Raw genomic sequence first — 16,012 nt, 5'->3', positions numbered from 1 at the left:
GGAGTAAATATGTTAGATATTAAATTTATTCGCGAAAATCCGGATGTAGTAAGGCAGGCGCTTAAGGATAGGAATCTATCTCTTGGGCTTGATGAATTCTTAAATCTTGATGAATCCCGCCGTAAGATTTCTACAGAAATGGAATCTTTGCGTGCTCAAAGAAATAAAGCTAACGACGAAATAAGCCGGCTTCTTAAGGAAAAACAAGACGCCAAACCGGTGATTGCGTCCATGAAAGAAATTTCCGAGAAGATTTCTTCTTTGGAACAGGAAGAGCGCTCGCTTGACGAGGCAATGAAGAAAATCGCCATGACTATCCCCAATATCCCGCATGTTTCTTTGCCCAAAGGCGATGCTTCAAATAATAAGATTGTAAGAAGTTGGGGTCAGCCTGCGAAGTTCGACTTTAAACCTGTGCCGCATACAGAAATCTGCCAAAAATTAGATATCGTTGATTTTCCGCGCGGCACCAAAATCACCGGTTCAAATTGGATACTTTATAAAGGCTTAGGCGCGCGGCTTGAAAGAGCGCTTATTAATTTTATGCTTGATTTACACACCAAGAAACACGGATACACAGAAATATTCCCGCCGTTTTTAGTGAATCGCGCTTCGATGACCGGCACTGGGCAGCTTCCAAAGTTGGAAGAGGATATGTATAAATTAAAAGACGATGATTTATTTCTTATCCCCACAGCAGAAGTTCCGGTAACCAATATTTTCCGTGATGATATTCTTGAGGAAGAAAATCTCCCTATTTATTATGCTGCCTACAGTGCTTGTTTTCGCCGTGAAGCTGGCTCGTACGGAAAAGACACCAAGGGTTTATCGCGCGTGCATCAGTTTGATAAAGTAGAGATGGTTAAATTTGTAAAGCCGGAAGATTCCTATGATGAGTTGGAAAAATTAGTGGGCAATGCCGAGGAGGTTTTGCAATTATTAGGCCTGCCGTATCGGGTGGTGCTTCTTTCCACGCAGGATGTAAGTTTCGCCGCCAGCAAGTGCTATGATCTAGAGGCTTATGCCGCAGGAAGCGATAAGTGGTTTGAAGTCTCAAGCTGCAGTAATTTTGAGAATTTCCAGGCCCGCCGCGCCAATATTAAATTCCGGCGCAAGGATACCAAGAAGTTGGATTATGTGCACACTTTAAACGGTTCAGGGGTGGCTTTAGCGCGCACAGTTATCGCGATCTTAGAAAATTATCAACAAAAAGACGGGTCGGTCGTTATCCCGGAAAACTTGAGGCCCTATTTCGATGGCAGAGAAAGAATTTTTTAAAAATATACCTGCGGAAGGCCCGGAACCTTCGCCAATGGCTTCGGAAATTAAAAGTAAGCTTTCCGGTTGGGCAAAGTGGCTTTTTATTTTTGTCAAATTTATTCTTGGAATATTGCTTCTTCCTTTTGTTTATTCCATATCCAGCGCTTTCTACAGCCAGTTTATGCAAGTTGATCCCGCAATCCAGGATATTTTCTGGTGGGGGATAGCCGCCTTTTTATTAATTTATCTTTTTGTCTGGGAACCAGCAAAAATTTACACCCGCGGGCAGAAAATACTGGAATGGATATTTACTTTTGTCAGGCCCCTGGTGAGGATCGCGCCGTACCTTTTACCGGTTTATACAATCCTTCTTCTTGTTTTATATGCTTGTTTATCCTGGGCGTTTGAAGGATTGTTGGGGTATTTTATTTTCTGGGCGGCATTCTCTTTGAGCTTGCATCTTGTTTATTCCGCCAAGACTTTGCGCACCAAGAAAGAGGATGCCTTAAAAGCCAATTACCTTTTTGGGTTTTCGCTTATCTATATCATAAATATCTTTCTTCTTTCTTTGTGCCTTAGCGTTATTTTAAAGGGTTTTGATTTCGTGATTTTCTGCAGGAATTTTCTTGACCGGGCAGGGTTTATTTTCCAGAGGGCCTACGAACAGCTTTTCCTATTTAGAAAATAAGCTAGATAAAGATTTTTGCCCGCCATAAAGCGTTGGCGGGTGATAATTTATTTGAAATTTAAGTTTTATGATTATACCACCTCATAAGATATGCCAAAATTCTGTTCCATAATTTTGGCATATTCGGTGGTATTTCGCTAGATAAAAGATTCTTGTGCTCGTACTTCGCTTCGCGAAGTTTCGCTGGATAAAAGATTCTTGTGCTCTTACTGTGCTCTTACTTCGCTTCGCGAAGTTTCGCTAGATAAAAGATTCTTGTGCTCTTACTTCGCTTCGCGAAGTTTCGCTAGATAAAAGATTCTTGTGCTCAAGGAGAGGTACCGAAGTGGTCATAACGGGCCGCTCTCGAAAAGCGGTTGGGCCGTAAGGCTCACGTGAGTTCGAATCTCACCCTCTCCGTTTTTTCTTTCCTTGTGCGAGAAATTATCTGAAGATAATTTCTCGAAACATATAGAAAAAGAAAAAACGGCACTGGTGAGCCTCTGGCGAACCAGTGCCTTAATGACAAAGCCAGCAGCGAGTTAAGTATTTTGTTGTCGCCACTGGCGGCAAAAGGCGGATACTAAAACCACTGGTTTTGGTATCTTAGCAGACGTTAAACGGCCCGACAAGGTCCGTAGCGAGCGTAGTGTCTGCGATAGACTGGTTTCGGCGCCGCACCTTAATTTTTATATGTTAAAAAGTTTGAGTATTCGGGGATTAAAACTATTTTACGAGGAGGGCATGTATGGACAATGAAGTTATTGTAAATCTTTTCAAAGTTTTTCAGATATCATTGAGTTTTTTTATTCTTATCGGCGGGTCGTTTTTTCTGCTTCTCAGGGCAGAGGATTATGAAAGATTAGAAAGCCGGCTCTCTAAAGAAGTCGGCGGCATAAGAAAAATCTCCTTTCCCGCTTTAGAGAAGAATGTTTACGTTTTTCATCACTGGCTTTTGCGGCACAAGATTATATTTGCAGCGGTGTGCGTGTTGTGCGGCTTGGGGATCTTGATTTTCTTTTGGAATAGTTAGGATTATAGGAAATTCTGGTGGGGTGGCTGAGCGGTTGAAAGCGGCAGTCTTGAAAACTGTTGTGGGCGCAAGTCCACCCAGGGTTCGAATCCCTGCCCCACCGTTTTAGCCTTTGCATAGTTAAGTATATAGCGTAAATAAGATAACGTGTTATAATGTTAAAAAGGAGTTTAGTATAAACATGCCAGACAAGCAGTTAGAAGAATTTCTATCATTGGTAGAGGTGGATGATTTTGATAATATTTACAGCGTTGATATAAAAGACGGTAAATATTTCGGGTTTCCGCTAGGCTCTATTATAGAAGCCGAGAAGCGCCTAAGATCAGAGAAAGAAAATCCTCTGGCCTATTTTTCCATGGAATACGGCCTGGCAACAAGTTTTTATAATAGGTTCCAGTCTGTGCGTTTAACTGATTCCAGGAATAAAGTCGCAGAGCACGAAGTTTTCTCCAATTACCGCTTGGCAGATTATTTTTTCACTTTGAAACTGGATTCCCTGGAGGATCTTCCCATATATAGCGGAGGATTGGGGGTTTTAGCAGGGGATACTTTAAAGACTATGGCGGATTATCATCTTCCGGCGGTGGGAGTGGGGATATTATGGAATACCGGATATTTCCGCCAGAGGTTCTTTTTTAAATACGGCCAGTTCCCCGAGGCAATGCATTGGCACGCGCATTCGTATCCGGGGCTAGTTCCGCTAAAGAATAAAGTTGTTGTGTCTTTACGTAATTGCAACCTATATTTGAAACTTTGGAAATATTATGTCTATAGCTATAAGCATGATTATGTCATACCTTTGGTGCTTCTTGACGCGGATGTTCCGGAGAATGAAGGCAGTTTTCGCCGTTTGACCGACCAGTTATATAGAAGCGAAAGCCTGACCGCGCAAATTATGCAGAGGATCGTATTAGGTATGGGAGGGGCTCTTGCGGTAGATGAATTAAAGTATAAGATCAATACCTATCATATGAATGAAGGCCACGCGGTATTTGCTTTTGTGGGCAGGGCCCGCGGCGTCCCTGCCGACGGAATAAAAGAATTATCCCAGCATTTTGTTTATACCTGCCATACTCCGGTTGCCGCCGGGCATGACCGTTATCCTGTGAGCGATCTAAGCGCGATTCTTAAGAGCGAAGACTGCGCGTTAATAGAGGCATTGGGTAAAGAAAATAACGATACAGTAAACCTGACGCTACTTTCCATAAACGCATCCCGGGCAGTAAACGCGGTTGCCTTAAGCCATCAAAGAGTCATGCATCTGCAGTTTCCCCGTTATAAGGATAAGGTACAATATGTGACAAACGGCGTGCATTCTCACACCTGGATGTCGGATAGATTTAAGGCGCTTCTTGAGAAATATTCTTCATCCATTGGAGATGTTAGGGCAAATCCCATGGGATTAGATAAAACCAAGAAATTAGCCAGCGATATGAATTTCCGCTTTGATATCTGGCAGGCGCATCAGGAGAATAAAGCCGATTTCTGTAATATGCTTGAGAAATGGAAGATTAATAAAGATGTTTTAACTATTTGCTGGGCGCGCAGGATCGCTTCTTACAAACGCCCGGGGATGATCCTTCAAGACGCCCAGGCGCTTATTGATATCGCCAAGAAATTCGGCCCCTTGCAGGTAATCCTCGCCGGGAAAGCTCATCCAAAAGACAATCTGGGTTTTACCTATATTAATCAGCTGCTTGATAAAATAGACCAGCTTTCCGGATCGTATGACCTTTTTAAAATTGTTATGCTTGAGAATTACGGGATTTCTATTGCCAAGAAATTGATTTCAAGCGTGGATATTTGGCTTAATAACCCGCTGCCGCCTTTTGAAGCATCCGGCACAAGCGGCATGAAGGCGATTTTAAACGGCGTGCTTCAAGTTAGCACTCTTGACGGATGGGTGGTAGAGGCTGAAGATAAGGGGATAGGCAAGATCTTCGGTTATAGGTTTAACGGTACGGATATAGGCAACGAACATGATTTAAAGATGAATGAAGATTCTCGTCAGTTGTATGATGCCCTTGGGGAAATGGCGCGGATTTATTATACGACCAATAAAAAAGGGCAGGTCGATGTTTCCTCGCCCTGGATCGATATGATGATAAACTGCTTGTGCGCGGGGGCGTATTTCAATACCTACCGGATGCTGGATCAATATAAAGAGAAAATTTGGAAGCGTAAAGATTAAGGAGAGGTACCGAAGCGGTCGTAACGGGCGTGTCTGGAGAACACGTGAGTCGCAAGGCTCCGAGGGTTCGAATCCCTCCCTCTCCGTAAATTTTTTCTGACAAAGAAAAAATTTACGGATGCCGCAATGAGCATCACGAGGCGATAAGCCGAGTGAGCGAATGCGGCGCCGTACCTTAAATAAATGCTCTGCCGAACCGGAGTAATCCTAGCGAATGCGCCGCTGTACCTTAAATAAATGCTCTGCCGAACCGGAATCTAATTCCTATAATAACAGGGGGACGTCTCTATGATTTCACATGGTTTCATGATGGGGAAATAGAAACGCCCTTTTATTTTTATTTCTGGAAGCTTTACAATATTTCTTTTAGTGCTATAATTAAGGTATACCTGAGGAACAGGGAGGTATTCTGAATCCGAGGGGGTAATGAAAATAAAATTTTACCCCCAGCTTTGTTTTTTTAGGGCTCGGGGGTTTTTATTTGTTAGTAACCAAAAGAAAGGAATGGATATGGAAAAACATTTGGGAGCGGTAGTAGTTATCATCAAAAAAAGAGAAGAAGCAGCGCCTAAAGTGAATCAAATCTTAACTGAATTCGGCAAGATCATCATCGCCAGAATGGGCTTTCCTTATCATGAACGCAAAGTGAATGTGATCACTCTGATCGTGGACGGTACTACTGATGAAATCGGAGCACTGACCGGAAAGTTAGGGATGTTTAAGAGCGTGACCGTGAAAAGTACCCTGGCTAAGGTTTAAAAATATGCAGAATATTCTGGAACAAGCTAAGAATTGGAAGAAAGAAGTGATCAGGGAAGAAGAGAACGCCAAATATCTTAAAGGCGGCAGGTGTTTTATAGACGAACCGCAGATTGCGCGTTTGTTGGAAGCCAAGCGGAATGTTGACCCTGGCAAGATACGGGATATTATCCAGAAAGCTTTGGATGTTCAGACACTTGAGTTGGCGGAAACTGCGGCTTTGCTTAATGTGCAAGGCCAAGATTTATGGGAACAGATATTCCAGGCTGCCGCGCGCATCAAAAGAAAAGTTTACGACAACCGGATAGTGACTTTCGCGCCGCTTTACTGCTCAAGCTTGTGCGTGAATAATTGCGCCTATTGCGGGTTTCGCGGGGAGAATCAGGTTATTAAGCGCAGGAGATTAAGCCTTGATGAAGTGCGCAAAGAAGCAGAAGTGCTTGCTGGAAATCTGGGGCATAAGAGGCTGATTGTGGTTTTTGGTGAGCATCCTGCGTCGGGAGCGGATTATATCTGTGAAGTAATGCGCCAGATTTACGCGGTAAAAGTCAAGGCCCGCCGCGGCGAGGGGGCTATCCGCAGGGTAAATGTCAATGCCGCTTCTATGAGTATCGCAGATTATAAACAGGTCAAAGCCGCGGGGATAGGGACTTTCCAGATCTTTCAGGAGACTTATCATCGCCAGACTTATAGCCTGGTGCATCCCGCGCAGACCATAAAAGGCGATTACCTCTGGCGGCTTTATAGTTTGCACCGGGCAATGGAAGCCGGAATTGATGATGTGGCTATCGGAGCGCTGTTTGGGCTTTATGATTGGCGCTTTGAAGTAATGGGATTACTTTCTCATGCCCGCGACCTGGAAAGTTTTTTTGGTATTGGCCCGCACACCGTGTCTTTCCCCAGGCTTGAGCCGGCGGCAAATACCCCTTTTGTCAAAAATACCGGGTACTTGGTCAGCGATGAAGATTTTAAGAAATTAGTCGCAGTGTTGAGGCTGTCTATACCTTATGCCGGAATGATTGTTACCTGCAGGGAAAACCCTTCAGTGATGCGGGAAGTTATAGCCATGTGCACCCAGCGTGATGCTTCTTCCAAAGTCGGTATCGGAGCCTACAGCGAACGCGGGGACACGCAGGAGGAAAATATCCAGCAGTTTATTTTAGGCGACAGCCGCTCGCTTGATGAGGTGATCTGCGATCTGGCGTCAATGGGATATATTACTTCTTTTTGCACTGCCGGTTACCGCTGCGGAAGAACCGGGGATAATATTATGGGTATGTTAAAAAGCGGCAAAGAGGGGTGTTTGTGTAAATTGAACGCGGTTTTGACTTTTCAGGAATGGCTGGAAGATTTTGCAAGCGATGATACCAGGAAGATGGGTGAAGGATTGATTGCCCGTGAAATCGCCGAAATTGAAAAAAGGGTGCCGGCTGATTTTTCTTCCAGTATTTTAAATTCTTTTAAAGAATATCACCGCCGGATAAAAAACGGCGAGCGCGACTTGTGTTTTTAAAGGTGAATATGGAATATCGCAGAGAAAAAGATTCGCTTGGTGAAATGAAAATCGCCTCAGGTGTTTATTGGGGAATCCATACTCAAAGGGCGCTGGAGAATTTCCCGCTTACCGGGCAAAAAGTAAATTTTTCCTTGATCAAGGCTTATTGCCTGGTGAAAAAAGCCTGCGCCCAGGCAAATCGCGAATTAAAACTTCTGGATGATCAAAAAGCTGGCGCGATCATTCAGGCTTGCGATGAAATTGCAGAGGGGAAATTTATTGAATCCTTTCCGGTTGATGCTTTGCAAGGCGGCTCCGGAACATCTACCAATATGAATGTGAACGAAGTTTTGGCTAATCGCGCGATTGAAATCTTGGGCGGAAAAATTGGCGATTATACTTTGGTCAATCCGATCCAGGACGTTAATCTCAATCAATCTACCAACGACACATATCCTACAGCTTTAAAGATTGCGGCTATCTTTAAATTCCGGGAATTAAGCGCACAGATCGCCGGGCTTCAGGGAGTTTTTCAGAAAAAAGAAAAGGAATTCGCTAAGGTTGTTAAAATCGGCCGGACCGAATTACAGGAAGCTGTTCCCATAACTTTGGGTTTGGAATTTAGCGCCTTTAGCGAGGCTGTTGCCCGCGACCGCTGGAGGGCTTTTAAATGCGAAGAGCGCTTGCGTTTGGTTAATATCGGCGGGACCGCGGTAGGCACAGGTTTAACCGCGCCGCGCAGTTATATTTTCTTAGTCATAGAAACCCTGCGCCAGGCGACCGGCCTTGGCTTGGCAAGAGGCGAGACAGTGCTTGACCAGACCGCCAACAGCGATAGCTTTGTGGAGGTTTCCGGAATATTAAAAGCCCATGCTTCAAATTTAATAAAAATTTCCCATGACCTGCGCTTGTTGAATCTTTTGGGAGAGATTTCTCTAGCCAAAGCGCAAGCCGGCTCTTCAATTATGCCGGGGAAAATTAATCCGGTGATCTTGGAAGTAGTTGCGCAAGCCGGGATGAAAGTTATTGCTAATGACCTTATTATCACTCAATCCTGTTCTTCAGGAAGCCTGCAGATAAATGAGTTTATGCCCTCTATTGCTCAGGCATTGCTTGAGTCGCTGGATGTTTTAATCAATACAAACCGTATATTTGCCGCGCACGCCTCCGGGATAATCGCCAATCCGGAAAAATGCCTCTGGTATTTTAACAGAAGCCCGGCGATTGTTACCGCTTTATTGCCTTATATCGGTTACGATAGAGCGCAAGCGCTTCTTGATGAATTCAGAAAATCCGCGAAAGAAGACCTGCGCTTGTTTCTTGAGGAGAAACTGGGGAAGCAATTGATAGATAAGGTATTTGATCCGTATAACCTTATTTCTTTAGGCTACAAACAAGATGAAAAAAACTCCTAAATCACTGCGTTTGCATATTGGTATCTTCGGCAGGACTAATGTCGGCAAATCAAGTTTCCTGAACCTGGTTGCCGGGCAGGATATTGCTATCACATCTTCTATCGCCGGAACTACTACCGATGTGGTGGAAAAAACAATGGAATTATTGCCGGTGGGGCCAGTTGTGTTTCTGGATACTGCCGGGCTTGATGACAGCTCGCTTCTGGGCGAGGCAAGGCTTAAGAAAACCCGCAAGGTCTTTGACCGTTCGGATGTGATTGTGCTTTTAACAGAAGCGGGAAACTGGGACGCTTATGAGAATCAGGTTGTTGAAGAGGCCCAAAAAAGAAAAATTCCGCTTATCGCGGTTGTGAATAAAACTGATCTGAAAGCGCCTGATGAGGAATTTCTTTCCGGGATAAAAGTGCCGCGGGTTATTTCCTGTTCCAGCCTGGACCTTGCCAATCGCGATAAATACCTGAACGCCTTGAAAGAGCATATCCTTAATGTCTGCCCGGATGAATTTCTGAATCCGCCGCCTTTAATTGGAGACCTTCTTCCTGCCGCAGGATTGGCGGTTTTGATCGTTCCGATAGATTTACAGGCGCCTAAGGGCAGGCTTATCTTGCCGCAGGTGCAGGCAATCCGCGATGCCTTGGATAATGATTCAGGGGTTGTGGTAGTTAAGGAAAGGGAATACGCCGCAGTGCTTGATAAATTAAAAAATCCTCCAGATATTGTGGTCTGTGATTCCCAAGTGGTGTTGAAGATGGTTGCCGATACGCCGGTTAATGTTAAATGCACGACTTTTTCCATTCTCTTTTCCCGTTACAAAGGAGATTTGATTGAGGCTGCCCGCGGCGCGGCAGTCATTGAAAAGCTTAAACCCCAAGATAAGGTTTTGATTTCCGAGGCCTGCAGTCATCACGCCATTGAGGACGATATCGGCAGGGTCAAGATCCCCAGGTGGCTGCGCCAATATATAGGAGGGGATATCCAGATTGATGTTTCTTCCGGAAAAGATTATCCGGAGAATTTAAGCGAGTATAAATTAGTCATTCACTGCGGAGGTTGCATGCTGACTCGCAGGGAAATGCTTTTTCGTATCCAGAAGGCCAAAGAGGCAGGCGTGGCTATCACTAATTACGGCATGGCAGTATCGGTTGTGCAGGGAGTGATCAAGCGCACGCTCTCGCCGTTCCCTGCGGCCCTGGACGCTTACCAGAGCCAACTCGCAGGGAAGATAACAGCTAATAAGTAATATGGAAAAAATAAGATATGAGCTTGACCCGTATAATAGGATAACGGTTAAGAACAGCGCCTTGCGCGGATCAAGAAAGGTTTTAGACGGGCAATTCAAGATATCCAGCCAAAATATTTTATCTTACCATGTAAAATATCCTGTTCCTAAAGGAGTAAAATCCCCGCATCAACTGAAATTAAAAGGTATCTGGTCTTTAACAGAAGATCACAAGCTGCGCCTTACCTTGGACCAGTCAAAAAGGGAAACTTTTGGCCAGCAGTTGACCTTGCAGGGTGAAATACTGGATGTCAAAAGTAATTCGCTTCTTTTTGCGGTTACCACTCATACAAAAAACGGCATGACTTCGCTTTATACCTTAGAGCTTTCCGGCTGCTGGCAGGTGGATAAGCGCAACCGGCTTACTTTTGAAGTAGATAAGGGGCAAGGCGAATCTGATATTCTGGTTTTTCAAGGAGCATGGGAAATAAATGAAAAATACCAGATCATCTATTCTTATCAAAGAAAGAATCTGGTTCGCAGAAACAAAGATATCCATACTCTTATTTTTAAAGGGTATTGGGACATCAAAGATAAGGCGAGATTATCTTATGTTTTAGACGCGGATTCAGGCTCGGCATTTGATTTTCGTATAAGCGCAGGCTTGTTTAAAGACGGATTTATTAAATATGAATTGGGTATCGTACTATCGCGCAAGAATAATCCGCTCAAGCGCGTAGTTACTCTGTTTGGCCAATGGAAGATAAAGGAAGACATAGGTTTGGTTTTTGAAGTGCGCTGCGGCGAAAGGAAAATACAGGAAATTGTTTTTGGCGCAGAGGCCAAGCTTAGAGATAAAGGCACAGTATCATTTAAGCTTAGGAACAGCTTGAATAAGAAAATATGCGCTGAGTTAGAACTGTCGCGTGATATTTTTAAAGGAAACGGGCAGATTTATTTGCGCCTTCTTGCGGAAAAGAAAGAAAAGGCTGTGCTTATTGGCGCGGGGTGGAGATGGTAAAAGGGGCGCTTTAATGGAATTGCCCCCTTTATTTCTTGTGTAACTTATAGTATAATATTCAATTATGGCTAAGAGAGAAATCACTATTTTAACCGGCGGGGCAGGATTCATCGGAAGTTGCTTCTTGTGGAAGCTTAACCAGCAGGGAGTAAGCGATATTATCGTTGTGGATAACCTTGATTCAGGCGATAAGTGGAAGAATCTTTCCGGAAAGAAGTTTATTGATTATATCCAGAAGAATGATTTTCTGGATATTTTAGAGTCTGGGAAACTGCCTGAAATAAAAACAGTTGTTCACATGGGCGCCTGCAGTTCAACTATCCTTAATGACGCCTCTTATTTTTTAAAAAACAACTACGAATATTCCAAGCGGCTTGCTTTGTGGGCGTTCTCTCATAAGGCCAAGTTTATTTATGCTTCATCAGCAGCGACTTACGGAGACGGCTGTTTAGGCTATGATGATGCCGAAAAATCTTTGTCAGGTTTACAGCCGCTTAATATTTACGGTTACACCAAACACCTCTTTGATCTGTGGCTGTTGCGGAATGATCTACTTAAGAAAGCTGTGGGATTAAAGTTTTTCAATGTCTTTGGCCCAAATGAATACCATAAAAAAGAGATGATGAGTGTTATCTGCAAGCGTTTTGATGAATTAAAAGAGGGCAAGTCAATGCGGCTTTTTAAATCTTATTGCGAAGGTTATAAAGACGGTGAGCAGAAAAGGGATTTTATTTACGTCAAAGACGCTGTTGAAGTCATGTATTATTTTTATAAGAATCTAGATAAGACAGGAATTTATAACTTAGGTACCGGAAAAGCGCGCAGTTGGAACGATGTGGCGCTTTCCATGTTCTCGTCTTTAGGAAAATCCCCAAAAATAGAATATATTGAAATGCCGCCTGAAATAAAGGGGCAGTATCAATATTATACTCAAGCCAAGATGGATAAATTAAGCGCCTGCGGGTGTAAACATAAATTCACTTCACTTGAAGAAGCAATAAAAGATTATACTTCTTATCTGGACAAAAAAACTTATCTATAGGTTGAGCAAGACAGGCGGCTCTGTGATTCCTGATAACGGAAGAATGAGAACCGCCTTTTCTAGTTCAGTAGACGCTTTAGCTAAACCGATGTGGGATAATGATTTACAAATAAAATCCGGGTATGATTAGAGAGGAAAACTAAACATGGCGAATTTTTCTTTTGATATTGTTTCGGAAGTTGACTTGCAGGAAATGGATAACGCGGTGAATCAGGCAACCAAAGAGCTTGCCCAGAGGTATGATTTTAAGGACAGTAAGGCCTCGATTGTCTTTGACCGTAAGGAAAAACTGGTTACTTTAGTTGCGGATAATGATTTTAAACTTCGGGCGCTTACCGATATGCTGGTTACTCGTATGGCCAAGCGCGGGATATCATTAAAGTCTCTGAAATTTAATGACCCGGAAAAAGCTTTCGAGGGTTATTTACGTCAGAAAGTAGAAATCAATATGGGTATTGATAAGGAGAGAGCAAAAGAGTTAAATACGATCATTAAGAATTTGGGCCTAAAAGTGCAAACCCAAATTGAAGGCGAGAAAATAAAGGTATCCTCAGCTAAAAAAGATGATTTACAGCAAGTTATCGCGCACTTAAGGACTCTTGATTTTTCCCTGCCGTTAGCTTTTGGAAATTATCGTTAAGAATGTTAATGCGTAAGAAAAATAATCTTACTCAAGAAGAAATATCAGCGAACATAGCATTCGTTCAGGCTCTAGCCCAAGACAGCTCGCAATTGATGCTTCTTTCCCAGCAGCAACGTGTTGCTTTGATGAAAGCCGCTGGTCGTTTAGCTTATCCAGACAGAAATGAGATTAAGAAGCGCAATAAGGATATTAAGCAAGCCAAGACTCAAAGGGTGCTGAAGTTGGAACGCTTTGCCCGGGCAAATACCGGCATCCGCAAGGCCAGAGAAGAAGCTGTTTTTAGCGCGCCAAAAATAATTACTCAAGAAAATATTGATCCGAAACACTTTAGCGAATTAAAATCTCCCCGGAATTGTTATATCTGCAAAGCCGAATATAAAAAACTGCATTTTTTCTATGATTCTATGTGCCCATCTTGCGCGGAATTTAATTATCAAAAAAGGTTTCAGACCGCGCCTCTTGAGGGGAAGACTGCTTTAATCACTGGTTCGCGCTTAAAGATCGGTTATCAGGCAACATTGATGATGCTTCGCGCAGGGGCTAAGGTTGTTGCCACAACTAGATTTCCCATTGATTCGGCTTTAAGATTTTCCAAAGAAGAGGATTACGCTAAGTGGGCAGATCGTTTGCATATTTATGGATTAGACTTGCGCCACATCCCAAGTGTTGAGCTTTTTTGCTCTTATATTCAACAAAAATATGACCGGCTTGATATTTTAATCAATAACGCCGCCCAGACTGTGCGCCGGCCGCCGGGATTTTACGCGCATCTTATGCAAAATGAGAATTTAAATTTTCAAGATTTACCTGAAAGAACGCGAATGCCTTTGGCGCATTTTGAAGAATGCAAAAGCAGGCTTGATGCGCCAAAAGAATCCAACCTTCCTGTAGCTTGGGACGGGAAAATAACCGGTGTGGGATTGCGCGCCTCGGCGAAACTTTCGCAAATACCTTATTCCTATGATCAGGGTTTGGCGGTGGAAGAAGTTTTCCCTGTTGGGAAGCTTGATGCGGATTTACAGCAGGTGGATTTGCGTAAGGTTAATAGCTGGCGTTTGCGTTTGGGCGAAGTTCCTACCGCCGAGATGCTGGAGCTGCAGTTAGTTAATTCTATCGCGCCATTTGTTTTGTGTAATAAATTATCCAATATGATGAAACGCGATAATACCGGATGCAAACATATTGTGAATGTTTCGGCGATGGAGGGGAAATTTTTCCGCTTTGAAAAAGATTCGCGCCACCCGCATACGAATATGGCCAAGGCCGCCTTAAATATGTTGACGCACACTTCTTCCGGTGATTTGGCAAAATATGGAATTTTTATGAATGCGGTGGATACAGGATGGGTGACTGATGAGGACCCGGCAGCATTGGCTGCTTACAAAAAAGAAAAACATGATTTCCAGCCGCCGTTAGATATTGTGGACGGAGCGGCAAGGGCGTGCGATCCATTTTTTCACGGAATCTTAAGTGGTGAACATTGGTGCGGAAAGTTTTTAAAAGATTATTTTCCCATTGATTGGTGATAGGGGGCTGTAGGAGCGATGAATAGAAAACAGGCCGCACCTTTATTTATTTTTCTTATCAGCCGGATACTTTTGCTATCGGCAGTTTATGCCGCATTTGCCTGCAGTATGCATAATTTAGGAGCGCCCTTGAGCCTGGATGCATGGCTGCGACATTGGGCGCGGGCTGATAGCGGGTGGTATTTCTCTATCGTAGAAAACGGCTACTCCTATGTTCCCTCGGGCCGCTCGAATATTGTTTTCTTCCCGCTATACCCCATGCTGGTTTTCTTTTTTAATCTCTTTTTTCATAACCTTGCGCTTACCGCAGTTATAATCTCAAATGCCTGTTTTTTACTGGCGCTGGTTTTTCTATATAAACTTGTGCAGCAGCAATTTGGTGAACGCGCGGCCTGGGATTCTACCTTGCTGTTGGCGCTTTTCCCTTTTTCATTTTTTTATTCTACCGCTTACGCTGAATCATTATTCCTGCTTTTGGCAGTATTAAGTTTTTATTATGCGGAAAGAGACAACTGGGGTAAGGCGGCTTTATCCGCGATGTTTTGCTCTGCCAGCAGGGCTGTCGGGCTTTTCCTGTTGCCGGCTTTGATCCTGCGTTATCTGGAAAAGATTGAGTTTGACCGCAGAAGGATAAGGGCAAATTTTTACTGCCTTTTGATTATTCCGCTGGGGTTTTTATTTTATATGGGTTATCTTTGGATGAGGTTCGGGACAAATCCTTTATTTATGCTGCGTTCTACTGAACTAGCCTGGGAAAGGGGCCTGTTTAACTTCAGCCGCTTGAATTATGCCTTTAGTAATTTTCTGGCCGATGACAAGGCCATTCTTTATCTTTTCTACGTTATCTTAACGCTTTTTTTTATTTTTTCACTGAGGAATGTCCTGCGCTATTTAAAGGCCGGGTATGCGTTGTTTGCTTTTTGTCTGATCATCACGCCTGTTTTAACCAGTTTGCAATCTATGGGCAGGTTCTTAAGTGTGATTTTTCCCTGTTTCATTGCCATTGCCTGCGCTTGTCGTTTTCGGTTACTGCTTTATGTTTTTTATGTTTTCTGCGCAGTTATGCTCTGTGCCTTCGGCATATATTTTATGCTCGCAGGCAGGCTCTATTAAGCCGGCATAAATAGTTGTTAAAACAATATGAGGGGGATATAATGTGTAAGGAGAACATCGCTTGTGCCAAGGTGAGATAGGCAAAGGTATAATAAATTAGATATAAGCTTAAGGTGTTAATAAATCGTCACCCGGAATTGTTTTGTAATTATTTGTGTTGCATGAGGTTAGCTAAAGCGTCTACAATATGATAAAAGAAATGATGGCGCGGTTGGGGGTGCGGGAGAGTGACTTGGAAGAGAAATTTATCCGCGCTCAAGGCCCCGGCGGTCAGAATGTGAATAAAGTCGCTACTTGTGTTTTCTTGCGTCATATCCCAACTGGTATTGAAGTTAAATGCCAGCAAGAACGCTCGCAAGCTCAAAATCGCTTTCTCGCCCGCAGGATTTTGTTAAAGAAAATTGAATCCCAAGTTTTGGGCGAGCTTTCCGAAGAGAAAAAACGCATTGAGAAAATCCGCAGGCAAAAGCGTAAGAGATCGCGCCAGGCGAAACTAAAGGTTTTAGAGGCAAAACGCAGGCATTCACAGAAGAAATCCCTGCGCGCCAAGGTCCGAGATAGCAACGAGTAAGCGCTTGACATTAGCAGGGGTTTTATGTATAGTCTTTAAGACTCCACAGGGGTGGAG

General features: G+C 43.6%; 14 protein-coding genes and 3 tRNA genes. All 17 read left to right on the top strand.

The features are described 5' to 3' along the window. The first annotated feature begins 9 nt into the window (after positions 1 to 9). Entirely contained in the window at positions 10 to 1,278 is a 1,269-nt protein-coding gene (serS, locus tag MUF05_00230; GenBank protein MCU0665517.1) for a serine--tRNA ligase, read from the top strand. Continuing rightward, positions 1,256 to 1,948, top strand: coding sequence for a hypothetical protein (locus tag MUF05_00225; protein ID MCU0665516.1), 693 nt, complete (start codon positions 1,256 to 1,258; stop codon positions 1,946 to 1,948). Before serS ends, MUF05_00225 begins: the two co-directional genes overlap by 23 nt. A gap of 311 nt (positions 1,949 to 2,259) precedes the next feature. Then, positions 2,260 to 2,347 (top strand) — tRNA-Ser (locus MUF05_00220). A 328-nt stretch (positions 2,348 to 2,675) separates the two neighbouring features. Then, on the top strand, positions 2,676 to 2,960 hold the full coding sequence (locus MUF05_00215) for a hypothetical protein (GenBank protein ID MCU0665515.1): 285 nt from the start codon (positions 2,676 to 2,678) through the stop codon (positions 2,958 to 2,960). Between the two features lie 16 nt (positions 2,961 to 2,976). Beyond that, positions 2,977 to 3,063, top strand: a tRNA-Ser gene (locus tag MUF05_00210). Positions 3,064 to 3,141: 78 nt separating this feature from the next. After that, positions 3,142 to 5,151 (top strand): alpha-glucan family phosphorylase, encoded by a 2,010-nt coding sequence (glgP, locus tag MUF05_00205; GenBank protein ID MCU0665514.1) that lies wholly within the window; start codon positions 3,142 to 3,144, stop codon positions 5,149 to 5,151. After that, a tRNA-Ser gene (locus MUF05_00200) sits at positions 5,152 to 5,237 on the top strand. A gap of 424 nt (positions 5,238 to 5,661) precedes the next feature. Further along, positions 5,662 to 5,910: an iron-only hydrogenase system regulator gene (locus MUF05_00195; GenBank protein ID MCU0665513.1), complete on the top strand. Its 249-nt coding sequence runs from the start codon at positions 5,662 to 5,664 to the stop codon at positions 5,908 to 5,910. 4 nt (positions 5,911 to 5,914) lie between these two features. Then, positions 5,915 to 7,423, top strand: a complete 1,509-nt coding sequence (gene hydG / locus MUF05_00190; protein ID MCU0665512.1) for a [FeFe] hydrogenase H-cluster radical SAM maturase HydG — start codon at positions 5,915 to 5,917, stop codon at positions 7,421 to 7,423. An 8-nt stretch (positions 7,424 to 7,431) separates the two neighbouring features. Further along, a complete protein-coding gene (locus tag MUF05_00185) occupies positions 7,432 to 8,820 on the top strand; it encodes an aspartate ammonia-lyase (GenBank protein ID MCU0665511.1) in 1,389 nt (462 codons plus the stop codon). Beyond that, positions 8,804 to 10,060: a [FeFe] hydrogenase H-cluster maturation GTPase HydF gene (gene hydF, locus MUF05_00180; protein MCU0665510.1), complete on the top strand. Its 1,257-nt coding sequence runs from the start codon at positions 8,804 to 8,806 to the stop codon at positions 10,058 to 10,060. Before MUF05_00185 ends, hydF begins: the two co-directional genes overlap by 17 nt. A gap of 1 nt (position 10,061) precedes the next feature. Further along, complete coding sequence (locus MUF05_00175; GenBank protein MCU0665509.1) at positions 10,062 to 11,060, top strand: hypothetical protein; 999 nt, start codon at positions 10,062 to 10,064, stop codon at positions 11,058 to 11,060. Between the two features lie 64 nt (positions 11,061 to 11,124). Beyond that, positions 11,125 to 12,102 (top strand): ADP-glyceromanno-heptose 6-epimerase, encoded by a 978-nt coding sequence (gene rfaD / locus MUF05_00170; protein MCU0665508.1) that lies wholly within the window; start codon positions 11,125 to 11,127, stop codon positions 12,100 to 12,102. 145 nt (positions 12,103 to 12,247) lie between these two features. Continuing rightward, entirely contained in the window at positions 12,248 to 12,742 is a 495-nt protein-coding gene (locus MUF05_00165; protein ID MCU0665507.1) for a YajQ family cyclic di-GMP-binding protein, read from the top strand. A gap of 8 nt (positions 12,743 to 12,750) precedes the next feature. After that, positions 12,751 to 14,271 (top strand): SDR family oxidoreductase, encoded by a 1,521-nt coding sequence (locus MUF05_00160; protein MCU0665506.1) that lies wholly within the window; start codon positions 12,751 to 12,753, stop codon positions 14,269 to 14,271. An 18-nt stretch (positions 14,272 to 14,289) separates the two neighbouring features. Next, positions 14,290 to 15,384: a glycosyltransferase family 39 protein gene (locus MUF05_00155; GenBank protein MCU0665505.1), complete on the top strand. Its 1,095-nt coding sequence runs from the start codon at positions 14,290 to 14,292 to the stop codon at positions 15,382 to 15,384. Between the two features lie 187 nt (positions 15,385 to 15,571). Further along, positions 15,572 to 15,955 carry a peptide chain release factor-like protein gene (locus MUF05_00150; protein MCU0665504.1) on the top strand — a complete coding sequence of 128 codons (384 nt, stop codon included), beginning with the start codon at positions 15,572 to 15,574 and terminating at the stop codon, positions 15,953 to 15,955. The last annotated feature ends 57 nt before the right edge of the window (positions 15,956 to 16,012 follow it).

The sequence above is a fragment of the Candidatus Omnitrophota bacterium genome (genome assembly GCA_025453395.1).
Lineage (GTDB): Bacteria > Omnitrophota > Gorgyraeia > Gygaellales > Profunditerraquicolaceae > JAlOQK01.
Note: the sequence above shows the minus strand (reverse complement) of the source record. Positions and strands in the feature narration are given on the sequence as shown.

Coding starts and splice junctions, on each gene's coding strand:
- serS (MCU0665517.1), top strand. CDS start 10: ATGTTAGATATTAAATTTATTCGCGAAAATCCGGATGTAGTAAGGCAG.
- glgP (MCU0665514.1), top strand. CDS start 3,142: ATGCCAGACAAGCAGTTAGAAGAATTTCTATCATTGGTAGAGGTGGAT.
- MUF05_00165 (MCU0665507.1), top strand. CDS start 12,248: ATGGCGAATTTTTCTTTTGATATTGTTTCGGAAGTTGACTTGCAGGAA.
- MUF05_00160 (MCU0665506.1), top strand. CDS start 12,751: ATGCGTAAGAAAAATAATCTTACTCAAGAAGAAATATCAGCGAACATA.
- hydF (MCU0665510.1), top strand. CDS start 8,804: ATGAAAAAAACTCCTAAATCACTGCGTTTGCATATTGGTATCTTCGGC.
- MUF05_00215 (MCU0665515.1), top strand. CDS start 2,676: ATGGACAATGAAGTTATTGTAAATCTTTTCAAAGTTTTTCAGATATCA.
- MUF05_00185 (MCU0665511.1), top strand. CDS start 7,432: ATGGAATATCGCAGAGAAAAAGATTCGCTTGGTGAAATGAAAATCGCC.
- MUF05_00150 (MCU0665504.1), top strand. CDS start 15,572: ATGATAAAAGAAATGATGGCGCGGTTGGGGGTGCGGGAGAGTGACTTG.
- MUF05_00155 (MCU0665505.1), top strand. CDS start 14,290: ATGAATAGAAAACAGGCCGCACCTTTATTTATTTTTCTTATCAGCCGG.
- MUF05_00225 (MCU0665516.1), top strand. CDS start 1,256: ATGGCAGAGAAAGAATTTTTTAAAAATATACCTGCGGAAGGCCCGGAA.
- hydG (MCU0665512.1), top strand. CDS start 5,915: ATGCAGAATATTCTGGAACAAGCTAAGAATTGGAAGAAAGAAGTGATC.
- rfaD (MCU0665508.1), top strand. CDS start 11,125: ATGGCTAAGAGAGAAATCACTATTTTAACCGGCGGGGCAGGATTCATC.
- MUF05_00195 (MCU0665513.1), top strand. CDS start 5,662: ATGGAAAAACATTTGGGAGCGGTAGTAGTTATCATCAAAAAAAGAGAA.
- MUF05_00175 (MCU0665509.1), top strand. CDS start 10,062: ATGGAAAAAATAAGATATGAGCTTGACCCGTATAATAGGATAACGGTT.